Genomic DNA, 13,470 nt, shown 5'->3' with positions numbered 1-13,470 from the left:
CAGCTGCCGTCCCCCGTCTCCGTGGCGGACGCGCGGGGCGCCCGCCGGTTGCGTCAGCCCTGGTCCAGCAAGGCCAGAGTGGTGTCGATGATACTCGCGAGCTCCCTGGCGGCCTCCTGTTCACCGGGAACGACACGCATCAACTCAAGTCGCAGGGCATTGAGTTGACGCAGCGTCCGCTCCACCGCCGCGGGCGGCGACCCCCGCTCCACCTGCCGGGAGAGGACCCTGGCCTCGGAGAGCAGCCGCCGTACCCTGCGGACGGGCTCGTCGGGCTGTTCGCCGGGGTCTCCGGTGCGGCGCCGAACCGCCTCCTGTACCACCGGCGCGTGCGCCGGGTCGGACCAGAAGTGGGCGAGCGGCCACAGGTCGGCGGCCTCCGCCCGCACCCGCTCGGCGCGCAGCGCGGCGGCGGCCACCAGCCTGAGCCCCCGGATGATCCGCCGATCGGACAGCGTCACCCCCTGGCCCACCAGTTCGCGCACCAGCTCCGCGTACTCCCCGGCCACCCCGCTCAGGTCGGCGTGCGCCAGCTGCCGGCCCAGCCGGTCCAGCGACGCCGGGTCGATCCACTCGTGCCCGTCCCCGCCCGCCGGCCCGCCGCGGGCGAGCGCCGAGCCCTTGGCCAGCAGCTCCTCCAGGCGGCTCGCCGCCACCGGCGGCACGGTCAGCCGCAGCAGGAAACGGTCGGCGAAGGCCAGCAGGGAGGGGTCCTGCGGAAGGCTGTTGGCGGCCCCGACGAGGGTGATGAGCGGTACCGGCTCGGCCTCGTGGCCGTGGTGGAAGACCCGCTCGTTCATCACCGTCAGCAGCGTGTTCAGGATCGGGCTGCCGCTCTGGAAGATCTCGTCGAGGAACGCCACGTGCGCCGTCGGCAGCATCCCCTCGGTGCGCACCCGGTACCGGCCCTCGGTCTGGAACGCCGGCACGTCCACCGGCCCGAACAGCTCGGCCGGTTCGGTGAAACGGGTCAGCAGCCGGACGAAGGGACGGCCGCCCAGACCCGCCGCGAACCGGCTGACGAGATCCGTCTTGCCCGTGCCGGGCGGGCCGAGCAGCAGCACGTGCTCGTGCGCGATCACCGCGACCTCCAGCAGGTCCAGCGCGAGGCGCCGCCCCACGAAGTGCTGGTCGACGCTGCGGCCCAGGGCCTTGAGCCGGCGCACGGCCGCCAGATCGGCCTCGCTCCAGCCGGCGGGCGTGGTGGTCATCGACGCTCCGAGATCATTTCCAGGCGCCCCTGCTGGAGCCGGCCCACCAGCCAGCCCAGGCGGCGCGCGTCCGGTTCCACGTGGTGCATGTGCCGGCCGACGAACGCGTCCCGCATCAGGGCGCGCAGCTCGTCGCCGTTGCGGCCCGCGGTGGCCTCGGCGATCAGCTCCAGCACCTCGTCGTCCAGGGCGATGTGGTAGCGGCGGGCGTGGTGGCGCAGGATCGCCCGGCGGGCCGCGACGTCGGGCAGCGAGATCGCGATGGAGCGGAACCGGCTCGGCCGCAGCAGCGCCTTGTCGATGATGTCGATGCGGTTGGTCGTGCCGATCACCAGCATCGGGACCTCGGGCCGGAAGCCGTCCATCTCGGTGAGGATCTGCGCGACCACGCTGTTCCCCGCCCGGCTGCCGCCGTCGGGCCGGTTGCTGCGCTCCATCGTGATCGCGTCGATCTCGTCGAAGACGATGACGGAGGGCGCGCTGCGCCGCGCCGAGGCGAAGATCTCCCGCACCTTGCGCTCGCTCTCACCGACGTACATGTCCGTGACCTCCGGGCCGGAGACCACCTGGATGGTGGCGTTCATGCCGTTGGCGATGGCCTTCGCGAACAGCGTCTTCCCGGTGCCGGGCGGGCCGTAGAAGATGATGCCGCGCGGGACGAGTTCGGAGCGGACCTCCTCCATGTCGTCCGGCAGGCTCTGCGCTCCGCTGATGATGGCGAGCGTCTGCCGGATCTCGTCCTTGACCTCCTCGTAGCCTCCGATGTCGGCCAGCGTCACGTTCGGCACCTCGAAGTTGGACGACTGCTGCGCCTTGAAGGTGAGCAGCGTCTCCCGCAGGTCCTGCAGCGTGGCCCGCTTCGGCTGGGTGCGGTGCTTCTCGTGGGCGTAGCGCATCGCCTGGCGCAGCCGTACGGGGTTCATGCCGGCCACGTGCTTGTAGAACTCCGGTGCCTGGAAGCCCTCGAAGGTGTCCGCCTCCTCGCGGGTCACCAGGGCCCGCCCGAGCAGGGTCTCCCGCGTCTCGGGCGTGCGCACCTTCGGCGGCAGGCCGCTGATGGACACCCGGGCGCTGAACCGCTCGGCCAGTACGTCCGGCAGCGGCAGGGTGGGGTCGGCGAAGGCGAGGACCAGCTGGTCGGGGAAGGCGTACAGCAGCTCGACCAGCTCCCGGGCCTCGGCGTGCCGGCCGAGATCGGCGCTGCCGGCCAGCAGGTCGAGATGGGTGAGGACGATGACGTCGCCCTCCTTCAGGTCCTCCAGCTGGGCGCGCAGCCGGGCCAGCCGGCGCTGGCGCAGATTGACCGAGGCCGCCGACATCGACGCCATCCCGGCGACGGGGTCCTCCGCGGGCGGGCCGGCGTCGTCGTCGGTGTCGTCGTCGATCCGGATCCCGCGGCACTCGGCCAGCGTGACCATCTCCTCCCACAGATGGGTGACGACGAGCTTCTCGCTGATGACGAGGACCGGCAGCCGGCTGCGGAGCAGGGAGGCGACGTGCTCGATGTGCGGCCAGTAGGCGAGCCGGACCGCCTCGGCGTCGGTGATCCGGTCCGGATGGTCCCCGGGCGCGTCCGCCGGGGCCGGGGGAGCGCCGGGCGGGGGCGGAGGCGGGCCGGCGGGCGGCGGCTTGGTGAGGGAGGTGATGCCCGGCGGTGCGAACAGCGGTGTGCCCGGCGGGAGTCCGCCGCGCAGCACGCACACGGGCGCGAAGTCGCCCCAGGGGCGGTCCAGCAGCTCCTCGTCCAGCGGGTCGAGGAGCCACACCTCGCACGAGCCCAGCACCTCCCGCAGCGTGCGGTCGCCCGCGGCCGCGATGAGCGCCATCCGGCCGTCGTGGTCGGTCGTGGCCAGCCGCAGTGGTCGGGTCATCGGTCCAGCACCTCGCGCAGGCCCTCCCAGTCGCGGACGCCGCCGTAGAGGCGGTGCAGGGCCACTCCCGTGCCGTGACCGCGCAGCATCCGGCGCCGGCGCAGCTCCTGCGGATGACGCCGGGCGATCACCGCCAGCGGCTCCCACCAGTCGAGCGTCGCGCGCGCCCACCGGCCCGGCGGATCGTCCGCCAGCAGCCGGGCCGGTCCGTCGCGCACCAGGTCGCGTACCGCGTCGGTGAGTTCGCGGTAGCGCCGCGCGTGGTGCAGCAGCGCCGTCTCGTACACCTCGTACACGACTGTTCTCTCCCCCGGGGTGAAGCGGAACCGGCGCAGCAGCGCCGCACGGTAACGGGCGGTCTCGGGTGTGGCGGGCGGCACGGCGAGGGCCGCGACCACGGTGCGCCGGCCCTCGGGATGGTCCAGGAAACGGTCGAGGAGCTGGCCGCAGCGCCCCTCGCCGCCGGGCGGCGGATGGTCGAGGAGCGCGGTGAGCGGCGAGGCGCGCAGCAGCCCGGCCCGCAGCGCGTCCTGCGGCGCGAGCGCCGGCAGCGCGCGCCCCACCAGCCCATGACGGGCCATCAGGTCGCGTACCGTGCGCGGCTCCCGCACCCCGCCGACGACCTGCTCCGCGGCCGCGGCATCGTCCCGCACGGCCAGGGCGGCGGCGAGCAGCAGCGCCTCGAGGCCGGCCGGCCCGTCGTCGCCGAGGGGCGGGTCGGACAGGCGCAGCCGCGCCGCGGTGACGCGGGCCAGCCGCTCCAGCAGCACGACGGGGTCGCCGGTGGCGGGTCCGGCCGCACGGTCCCGGACGCTCGGGGGCGGCGGGAGGGAGTCGTCGGGTTCAGTGATGGCCCAGTGAAGGGTGCGCACTACGGTGGCTGTCAGTGTCGTCATCGAGGTTCCGGATCGGGCAGGGGGCCATCCACTCGCCCGCGGCGGCGTAGCAGCTCAGCACCCGCCGGTCCGCGGTCAGGTTGATCAGGGCGGCCACCTGCCAGGGCCGCCGGAAGGTGTCCCGGTGCAGCTCGATGTCGGTGCGGGACAGGCCGATGGTGCGCTCGGTGGGGAACAGGTGCGTGTGGTACCAGCCGACGAGCTGCCGCTCCGGACGGTGCTCGCCCAGCGTCCGGCTCATCGCCCGGAAGGAGTCGCCGGTGAACGTGAAGTGCATCAGCGAGGCACCCGAGTGCTCGGCGGGCAGCACCTCGTCCACGATCACGGCGTGCCGCTCCGGGGCGTCGGCCCGGCGGAAGGCCCGGCCCACCAGGAAGCCGCCCTCCTCGACCTCGCTGGACAGGTCCAGCTCCACCATCAGCCGCCGCTGCACGCCCGCGCCGAGCAGCACCGTCACCGGCGCGTCGGAGTCCGCGGACCGCACTCCGTACGCGGCGAGGTCCAGCAGCGGCATCTGGGGCTCGGCCGCCGGGCGGATGCCGAAGGACAGCCGGGCGGAACGGGAGACGTCGATGTCGTCCGTGCCGTCCACCACCGGCGGCAGACGCTCGGCGCCGTCCTCGTGCGTGGGCAGTCCGGCGATCCGGAACGCCCAGTGCCGCTCCTCCGGGGCGATCTGCCTGGCCATCCGGGCCAGTACGGGTCCGACGAGGCTGTTGACCGAGTAGGGCTTCTGGTAGACCACGCGTCCCTCCATATGGATCGCGACATGGATGTACCCGAAGTCGGCGCGCAGGTTGGTGAGGTGCGGGTCTCCCTCGTAGATGTCGGGACCGGGATCGTTGCGCAGCATCAGCACGAAGCGGGGGCGTCCCTGGTGACGGGCCGTCTCCTCGGCGAAGACCGGGCGCAGCAGGGGGATCAGCGGCTCGGTGCGGACCAGTTGCCGTGACTCGCCCTGGAACAGCTCGATGTCAAGTGCCATCGGCGACCCCGTCCGTGCGCCGTATCCGCAGGGCGCCGACGCGCAGCGCGCCCGCGTCCGGAGGCGGGGCCGCCACCGGCGGCTTGCCCCCGATGGCCTGGATCATGGCCGTCCCCTCCTCCGTGAGCGCCCAAGCTGCCGCGACCGGGTTGAAACTGTCCGTGATCTCGTAGTTACGATACCCGGCCATGTCCACAAGCATTTGACACAGTTGGCCGAAGTCCAGGGCGGGCCGCCAGGAGTGGGCCAGCACGCCGAGGCACACGGCGCCCTCCGCCTCGGGGAGCTGTGGATCGGGCCCTTTGATGTTCGGGTGGAAGATCGGGCTCAGCCAGAAGACGGCCGGGGCGGTCAGCGGGAAGTCGGGGCCGAGCAGGATCAGTGCGTTGTGCCGGTCCTGCCGCTCCGGGCGCGGCGCGGCGCCCGGCGTCTCGTGCTCGGGCAGGCGCAGTCCCGGGCCGAGGAAGCGGATCTCGTAGTCGGTGGGGAACTCCGGGTCGTCCGTGTCCACGATCTCGAAGTCCGGGTGCTGGCCGGCGTACCGGTGCATCTCCTCGCGGACCCGGATGATGGCCTGCATCCGCAGCTGTGCGTGACCGGCGGTCGCCTCCGGATAGACGTTGAGGGTGTCGCCGTCGCGGACCCCCGCCTCGTACAGGGACTGGGCCGGGTCCAGGCGCAGGAAGCTGCCGTCCGCCTGCTGGTGGTCGACGACCGTCCGGGGACGCCGGCCCATCCGCCCCTCGTAGTGGGCCAGTACGGCGGCGGCGATGTCCCGGACGGGGGTGATGGACGGCACGCCGGCCAGGTCGTAGGGCTGCTGGTCCGGTCCGTTGACCCGCAGCTCCTCCAGCAGATAGGGCCGGTGGTCGTACACCTCCTGGTGGATCTCCAGGTCCTGCGGGGCGCCCGCCGCGGTCAGCCGGCGCCGCAGCTCCTCGATCCGGTCCTGCGCCAGTTCGTACGTCAGCGACAGGGCGATCTGCCCGACCTGCGCGCCCTCGCCCTGGCTGACGAAGAACAGCTCCGCGCGCGGGTCGAGGCGGCGCACCTCCTCGATGAAGGCCGCGTGGTGGGTGCTGCACACGAAGACGAGCGTCGGGTAGGCGTCCGGCTCCGCCGCCGCGGCGGGCCCCGCGGCGCCGGCTGCCGGGGCCGGGGCGGGCTCCGCGCGGGGCGGCTGCGGGGGCTCCGTGACCGGCTCCAGCGACCGGACCGCGGACCGGAACACCGGGTTGCCGGGGTACTCGTTGTGGACCGCGCGGGCGAGCAGGGCCTCGCCGTCCACCAGGACGCCCGCGTCGATCAGGCGCCGTGCCTCGGACCAGTAGAACCGGGAGGCCAGGTCCGCGGACGGCAGCCGGCCCTCCGGAAAGCCCATCGACCGCAGGATGATCTCGCCCTCGTGGGGGTTGATGACCCGCTCCAGCTCGTTGTACAGCTCGTCCCTCACCGGACACCCTCCGTCGTCGCGCGCCTCTGCCCGGCCGGCCGGCGCCCTTCGCCGCCCGTCGTGCGCCGCGCCCCGGCCAGCTCCACGTACCGCAGCCCGCTTCCGTCCCGGCGGGCGACGGGCAGTACCTCGCGCGGCGCCACGCCCAGGGAGTCCAGCCGGGCCGCGGCCGGGGCGGAGCGCAGCCGGGTGGTGACGGCGGGCACGGGCGCCCGCCGCCGCACCGGCCTGCCGAACCCTGCCCAGGTGAGCGGCTCCTCGTCGGCGCCCACGTGGCCGAGCAGTTCCGCCACCGTGGCCCTGTGGTCCAGCGGCAGCACCGTCACGCCCCCGGGGCCGGGCAGGCGTTCGTGCAGGGGGCAGCCGGGGTCCGGCCGGTCACGCGGCCCGGGACCGGACAGCGGGACGGCCCCGGTGGCGACGTCGATGCGCAGCGGGCCCGCTGGCACGGGCAGGCCGAGCAGCAGGCGCACGGCGGTGCCGGCCAGCCAGGAGCCGACGAGCGCGGACACCGGCGCCGAGGCGCCGGCCGGGGCGAGCGGGCCGGGCGCGGCGCACGACCACGGGTCGTCCCGCACCGCCCGCTCCTCGGGGCCCAGTCCGCAGGCCCAGCAGCGGCCGCCGGGCGGGTACCAGCACATCTCGCCGCCCCACGCGTGCGTGCCGCCGTCGAGCATGCCCCTCCCGGCGAGCGTGCACCGGCCGGCCAGCGCGATCCGGGCAGCCCGGCTGTCCAGCGCGCCGACCACCAGGTCGGCCTCCCGCAGCTCCGCCAGGCCCGCCCCGGAGACGTGCGGCGCCTCGCGCGCGTCCACGGCGGTGTCCGGGGCGAGGACGGACAGCGCCTCGGCGACCACACGGGCCTTGGGCCGGCCGACGTCGGCGGCGCGGAACAGCGGGCAGCGGCTGAGGTTGCTGACGGCGACCACGTCGGGGTCGCACACCACGAGCCGTCCGACACCGGCCAGGGCCAGCGTCTGGGCCACCGTGTTGCCCAGCGCCCCGGCGCCCGCGAGCACGACCGTCGACCCGGCGAGCCGGCGCTGGTCCCAGCCGGGCACCAGCCCGTGCCGGGCGTAACGGCCCTCCGCGGCCGCGCCCGCGCCGGTCACTGCGCGTCCCGCTGGGCGTTCAGCATCAGACAGGGGACCGCCGGGTGCTGTGCCTTCCAGTCGTCGTAGCAGACGAGGCCGTGGTCCGGGTCGCGGTGGACGGCGCAGGCGCAGGCGGGTGCGTGGGGCGAGCAGGTGCAGTGGATGACCACCTCGTCGGGCCGGAAGGTGTGGCCGCACACCCAGCACCGGTGCCGCGTGGGCGCGCCGTCCCCGGGGCCCGGGTGCAGCCGCAGCAGCGGGTGGCCCCGGCGCAGCCGTACGGTGCTCAGCTCGGGCGGCGGCGGATTGGCCTCGTCCAGCCCGCGGTGGAACTGCTCGGCCACGGCCGACGCGGCCTCGCCGGTCCCGGGGTTGAGGCAGTCCAGCCGCCTGCTGTGGTGCTTGAGGACGACGCCGGGACCCGTGTCCGCGCGGTGGATGGAGATCTGCTCGCCCAGCCGGAAGGAGTGATGGCAGACCGGACAGGTGGTCCCGGCCCGGCCGAGCTTGCGCAGCAACTGCGAGGTGACGACGGTGACCTCCTCCTCCTGCGGCGGCCGCTCCTCCACGTCCTCGCCGTCCACCGGTGCGGCGAGGCCGGCCGCGTCGCGGCGCCCGCCGGCCTGGCCGAGCAGGAAGTCGTACGCCACCTGGCTCGGGCCCTCACCGGCGCCCTCGCGGGCCTCCGCCTCCGCGCGCTCGCGTTCCTGGCTGCGGCGGCGCCGCTCCGCCACGTCCACCCCCGGCGGGACCTGCACCCGCACCGGGCGGCGCCGCTGCTCCGTCATGCGCCGCCGCCCTCCGCCGGGCGCGGCATCCGGCGCAGGTCAGGGACGCCGCGCGGGCCCAGCGCGAGGCCCGCCCGGGCCTGGGCGAAGGCGCGGTCCAGGGGTTCGCCGAGGGCGAGCGCCGAGTAGTAGCCCCGGCAGAAGGCCAGCGCGTCCTCGTCGGCCAGCGGCTCGGCGGCGCCGATGACCTCCTGCGCGTACGGGGAGATCACGTCCAGGTAGCGTCCCAGGTGGCAGGCGTTGAGCACGGCGACCGTGACGCCGCCGACGGCGTCGAGGACGGTGGCGAGGGCCCGGGCGGACACCGGAGCCACCGTGCCGTCGTCCTCCTCCAGCAGGAGCAGGCCGTTCGGCGAGCCGTGCCCGGCGAAGTGCAGGATGTCCGGCTTGTGTTCGCTGATCGCCGGTACGACGTCGGCCCGGCGGGTCGCGGCCGACAGCCGGACGTTCAGGGTGCGCCGGCGCCCCCTGCGCGCGGCCTCCTCGATGGTGCGGAACTCGCGGCGCAGCTGCAGCTGGGACGGTCCCCTGGGGCCGGCGAGCAGACACAGAACGGTCAGCTCCTTCGGCGGTGCGCCGTCCGGCCGGACCGCCCCGCCGGCGCCCACCAGTTCGCTCAGCACGGCGTTCGAGGGGTAGTCCCGGTGCGCCGCGGCCAGAAGGTCCTCCAGGGTGAACGCGAAGGCACCGTGCTCGATCGCCAGACACGCCTGGAACCAGCTGCCGAGCGGCACCTGGGTGCCGCCGAAGTTCGGCAGCCGCGCCAGGTCCGCGCCCAGGCCGTGGAGGAGCTGCTGGGCGCCGACGGGGTCGGCGTAGAGCGTGGCGAGGACGCGCAGTACTCCGTCGCGGTGCAGCTGCCCCGCCGTCAGAGCCATCGGTGCCCTCCCCGTCGTCGTCGCGCCCGCACGGTGTCCCCGACTGTACCGGCCCGGAATGATCGCGGACTCGCCTTCATTCAACCGAAGTTGATCGGCCGTCAGACGCCGTGGAGATCCCGTGCACTCGATCAGGGGGCTGTGTCCGAAGCGGGGGCACGGGGCCCGCGTTCTGTGATAGTTGGTGTTCGGGGCGGGCCCGGCGTCACCGCATGGGGCCCGGCGGGGCCCGGACGGGGAGGAGGGGCGGGGTGGAGGAGTTCCGCGGGCGACGGCCCGGCTCCGGCGACGGGGAAGAGGTGACCTTCGCCCTCCAGGCGGACCCGGGGGAGAACGCCCGGTTCGAACAGCCGCCCTTCCGTGTGCGGCGGTACCGCAGGATGCCCGGCCGCCACCCGGTCATGGTGCAGGAGGCCGTCGGCCCCGAGGCCGAGCGGCGCATGCGCCGGCACGTCCGGCTCTTCGGCAGCCTGGCCGACTTCCACGGCCCGCACCTGCCCCGGCAGCTCGCCCACGTCCTCGCCCACGACGACACCACCCGTCCCCACCGGCTGCTGCTGGACTGCCGCGGCGAACGGCTCGCCGACCTCGGCTCCCCCGACCGGCTGCACGGACCCCGGCTGCGCACCGTCGTACGGGACCTGTTCGAGGCCGTCGCCGGACTCCACGAACCCCGCCTGGTGCACGGCCGGATCAGCCCCGAGCACCTGTGGTGGGACGACACCGACGGCCTGCAGCTGGCCGGACTGGACGGCGCCGTCCACGCCACCGAACCGCTGCCCGAGCGGCCGGCCACGCAGTGGGACGCGCCGGGCTTCCGGCCCGGTCTGCCGGCCGCGGCCGAACAGGACGTGCACAGCGCCGCCCTCGTCGCGTTCTGGATCGCCACCGGCGAGACCCTGCCGCGCGGCGCCTCCCGCGAGCATCTGCACGCGCTGCTCGGACAGGGCCACGAGGACTGGCTCCAGGAACTGCTCCGCTCGGCGTTCCCGCTCGGCTCCGCGGGTGCGGCGCCGGCCCGCGAACTGGTGCGCCTGCTGGCGGACGGAGACGAACCGTCGGGACTGTTCGAGCGCCCGTTCGCCGAGCGGCTGCGCCGCCGCGAGGCCGTGGCCCGCGAGGAGTTCCGCGCGTTGCGCGCCCGGCAGCGCACCGACGGCGCCGGACGCCCCCGAGCGGTGGTCGCGCCCGCCGTGCCCGGCACCCGGCGGCCGGGCTGGTGGCGCCGGATCCCGCTGCGCCCGCGGTCCGGGCGGCCCACCGCCCGCGGCCTCGTGGTCGAGTGCCCCATGTGCCTGAGCGAGCTGGACTGGGACACCGCCGAGCGCGTGGTGCTCGACGAGGCCCGCGGCATGGTGCCGGAGGCGGAACTGACCCCGCCCGGCGACGCCGCCCGGGACGCCCAGCTCGCCCGCACCTACGTCGTCTGCCCCGGCAACGACGACGTGCCCCGGCACGAACTTCCCTACCGCTACCCCACGTTCGGCACGGAACCGGTGCGCATCGGACTGGTCGGGGCCTCCACCACCGGCAAGTCCCACCTGCTGGCGGCCATGATCGACCAGGCCCGCAAGTCCACCGTCATGGCCCGGTTCGGGCTGCGCGTCGAGGCCCTCGACCCACAGCGCTACCACCGCTACCTCGGTGACGTCGTCACCCCGTTCATCGACGGCCGCCAGGAGCTGCCCGCCACCGCCGACCGGCCCGACCTGCGCTACTCCACCGGACTGATCGTCACCGACGAGCACTCCCGGCGCTCGCACAGCGTCATCTTCTTCGACGTGGCCGGCGGCCGGCTGGAGCGCACCGGCCGGGAGTCGGACTTCCTCAACCGGCTCAGCGCCCTGCTGTGCGTGGTCGACCCCACCCGCGTCGAGGGACTGACCGGGCACCGCGGCACGACCGGGCGCGACCCGGCCTTCGAACACGTCCGGCAGCGGCTGCGCCAGCAGCTGGCCGACCCCGCCGTCCCCTTCCTGCCGGTGCCCTGCGCCCTGGTCGTGACCAAGTGCGACCTGCTGCGGTTCCGCGGCTACCGGGAGATCGACGGCTGGCTGCACGAGAAGCCGGACGCCGAGGGCGACCTGAGCACCGTGGAGCAGGAGAGCGAGGACGTGTACGCGTTCCTCGGCGCCCGCGGCGGCGGCGACTGGCTGCAACTGGCCGGCGAGTGCCGGAACTCCACCCTGCACCTGGCCTCCGCCACCGGATGCGGCCCCCGGGAGCAGTCCGACGCGAGCGCGCCGCGCCGCTTCGACGAGACCCTGTTCCGCCAGCACCGGGTGCTGCGGCCGCTGCTGTCGCTGCTGGCGATGCAGGGCGTCATGACCGGCCCGGCCGCCGACGCCGTCCTCGGCGGAGGGGGACACGGCGCATGAGCCTGCCCGAATACGCCGGCCCGCGCGCCGACATGACGGTCTACCGCTGGTCCGAGCGGTCCCTCACCGGACGCGGCGACGTCGGACCCGTCACCACCTCGCTCGACCGGGACGCGCTGCTGCGCTGGAACAGCCGCATCGAGAACATGGTCTGGGCCACCCAGGACCACCCCGGCGACACCACGCCCGGCTTCGTCTACGTCCGTTACGAGGACGAGGCCGCCGTCCTGCGCAAGCTCCCGGTGCGCGACCCGCACGGCCGCTCCGGCTCCACCCTCACCCACGTCCTGACCGGCCCGGCCGCGGGCGTCGACCTCCATCTCGCGCTGGCCGCCTGCCGCAGCGACTGGGACGACTGGCTCCCGCCCCGCGCCCGCCAGTCCGCCCTGCTCGGCGGCCACGCCGGCCCGGGCCACGACGCCGGGCGGCTGCCGCCCGTGCCGCTGGGCAACGTGCGCCGGCTGCTGCTGGAGCAGGAACCCCTGCTGGACGCTCTCGACGCGGCGGCCGAGGACCTGCCCGACGCCCTGCTCGCCCGGCTCGCCGAGGCCCTCATGGCGGAGCCCGGCACGCCCCTGACCGTGATCGGCTCACCGGTGCCCGGCGAGGTCGTGGTGCACGCCCTCGCCGGTCTGCTGGGCCGCGTCCTGGCGGGCGGCTGGACCTTCGCCACCCGGGAGGAGAACGACGGGGCCAAGGACCTGCCCCGCTTCGTGTTCGTCCGCGGCGACGGCGCCGGCGTCCCGCACACCGGCCGGCGCCGGATCGACGCCACGGCCGACGCGGGGCCGGGCGGACCGCTGCGCGACCAGGCCGCCCGGCTGATCGCCTTCCGGCGCCGCCGCGGACCCGACGCCCTGACCCGGCTGCTCCCCGCGCAACCGCTGGCCAGCTCCGCACAGGTCGCGGACTGGGTGACCCGGCACCAGGTCGCCCCCGGCGTGATGAGCGACGTCACCAGCCTGCTGGAGGCCGCCCCGCACGGCGACCTGTCGCCGGAGGAGGACGCCTACCTGCGCAACCCCGCCGCCGTCCCCCGCGTACAGATGGAACTGCGACGCATGAGCGAGGGACACCTGGCCCGGCTGCTCACCACCTGGCGGACCCGCGGCACCGCGACCCCGTCCCTCCGGCACCTGCTGCGCGAGATGTACGTCGAGGCACTGCACCGCTGCTTCGACGCCGCCGTGCACGGCGGCACGTCCGAACTGGAAGGCGTGCTCGCCGCCGGCCCGCCCGACGGGCGGCTCGTCCAGGAGGTGCTGGACCACCGGATGGAGCTGGCCGGGCGCCGCGGTGAGCCCTTCGACGTGCTGCCCATGTTCCGCGCCGCCGGGCGGATCGGCATCCCGGTGGCGGAGCTGGACGACCTGACGGACGTGCTCGTGGACCGGTTGGCCACCGCCGACCTGCTGGGCGAGGTCGACCGGATCAGCCGCGTCGCCCCCGCGCAGGCCCGCGCCCTGCTGGCCCGCTGCGCCCGGCGGCGCGGCTCGTCACGGCAGCGCCGCGACCCCTTCGACGTGCTGCGCCGCACCCGGTTCCTCGCCGACGCCGTGGACCGCATGGCGCCCCACGCCCCCCGGCAGGCCGTGGACCTCTACCGCCTGCTGCTGTCGTGCACGGTGGGGGACTCCCCGGGCCAGCGGGAGGTGCTCGCCGTCCTGGAGGCGGCCGGGCACTCGCCCTCGCCCGCGCTGCTGCGGGCACTGCTCGACACCTGCCGGCGCGGGCGCGCCCAGGACCTCGTCGCCGGTGTCGTCGTGGAGCAGTACTTCCGCGAGCACCTGCCCGGCACACCGTACGACGGGGAGCACGGTGCGCCGTCCCCCCGCGACCCCTGGCACTGAAAGCGCGCACCGAGCCGTGCCCCGCACTCGCGCACCGCATCTCTGCACCGGGAAAGAGGTCAGGTC

10 protein-coding genes are annotated in these 13,470 nt (G+C 75.0%); 2 read left to right on the top strand and 8 right to left on the bottom strand.

Going from position 1 to position 13,470, the window contains the following annotated elements:
• Positions 1-53 precede the first annotated feature (53 nt).
• Genes H0H10_RS20400 through H0H10_RS20365 form a run of 8 tightly spaced genes read right to left on the bottom strand, consistent with a single transcriptional unit; the run spans position 54 to position 9,176 of the window.
• Positions 54-1,211: an AAA family ATPase gene (locus H0H10_RS20400; protein ID WP_188182448.1), complete on the bottom strand. Its 1,158-nt coding sequence runs from the start codon at positions 1,209-1,211 to the stop codon at positions 54-56.
• Positions 1,208-3,082, bottom strand: coding sequence for an ATP-binding protein (locus H0H10_RS20395; RefSeq protein ID WP_188182447.1), 1,875 nt, complete (start codon positions 3,080-3,082; stop codon positions 1,208-1,210). The genes H0H10_RS20400 and H0H10_RS20395 overlap by 4 nt, the downstream gene beginning before the upstream one ends.
• Entirely contained in the window at positions 3,079-3,954 is an 876-nt protein-coding gene (locus H0H10_RS20390) for a hypothetical protein (protein ID WP_188182446.1), read from the bottom strand. The genes H0H10_RS20395 and H0H10_RS20390 overlap by 4 nt, the downstream gene beginning before the upstream one ends.
• The gene (locus H0H10_RS20385; protein WP_188182445.1) at positions 3,926-4,963 is read right to left on the bottom strand and encodes a JAB N-terminal domain-containing protein; all 1,038 of its coding nucleotides are present in this window, start codon (positions 4,961-4,963) and stop codon (positions 3,926-3,928) included. Before H0H10_RS20385 ends, H0H10_RS20390 begins: the two co-directional genes overlap by 29 nt.
• Positions 4,953-6,416, bottom strand: a complete 1,464-nt coding sequence (locus H0H10_RS20380; protein ID WP_188182444.1) for a ubiquitin-conjugating enzyme E2 — start codon at positions 6,414-6,416, stop codon at positions 4,953-4,955. The genes H0H10_RS20385 and H0H10_RS20380 overlap by 11 nt, the downstream gene beginning before the upstream one ends.
• A complete protein-coding gene (locus H0H10_RS20375; RefSeq protein ID WP_309141846.1) occupies positions 6,413-7,528 on the bottom strand; it encodes a HesA/MoeB/ThiF family protein in 1,116 nt (371 codons plus the stop codon). Before H0H10_RS20375 ends, H0H10_RS20380 begins: the two co-directional genes overlap by 4 nt.
• Positions 7,525-8,298, bottom strand: coding sequence for a hypothetical protein (locus H0H10_RS20370; protein WP_188182443.1), 774 nt, complete (start codon positions 8,296-8,298; stop codon positions 7,525-7,527). Before H0H10_RS20370 ends, H0H10_RS20375 begins: the two co-directional genes overlap by 4 nt.
• Positions 8,295-9,176: an effector-associated domain EAD1-containing protein gene (locus H0H10_RS20365; RefSeq protein WP_188182442.1), complete on the bottom strand. Its 882-nt coding sequence runs from the start codon at positions 9,174-9,176 to the stop codon at positions 8,295-8,297. The genes H0H10_RS20370 and H0H10_RS20365 overlap by 4 nt, the downstream gene beginning before the upstream one ends.
• Positions 9,177-9,427: 251 nt before the next feature.
• Between H0H10_RS20365 and H0H10_RS20360 the strand changes: the two genes are divergently transcribed.
• Positions 9,428-11,554 (top strand): serine/threonine-protein kinase, encoded by a 2,127-nt coding sequence (locus H0H10_RS20360; protein ID WP_188182441.1) that lies wholly within the window; start codon positions 9,428-9,430, stop codon positions 11,552-11,554.
• Entirely contained in the window at positions 11,551-13,404 is a 1,854-nt protein-coding gene (locus H0H10_RS20355; protein ID WP_188182440.1) for a hypothetical protein, read from the top strand. Before H0H10_RS20360 ends, H0H10_RS20355 begins: the two co-directional genes overlap by 4 nt.
• Positions 13,405-13,470 lie beyond the last annotated feature (66 nt).

This window comes from Streptomyces griseicoloratus (assembly GCF_014534645.1).
Classification (GTDB): Bacteria; Actinomycetota; Actinomycetes; order Streptomycetales; family Streptomycetaceae; genus Streptomyces; species Streptomyces griseicoloratus.
Note: the sequence above shows the minus strand (reverse complement) of the source record. Positions and strands in the feature narration are given on the sequence as shown.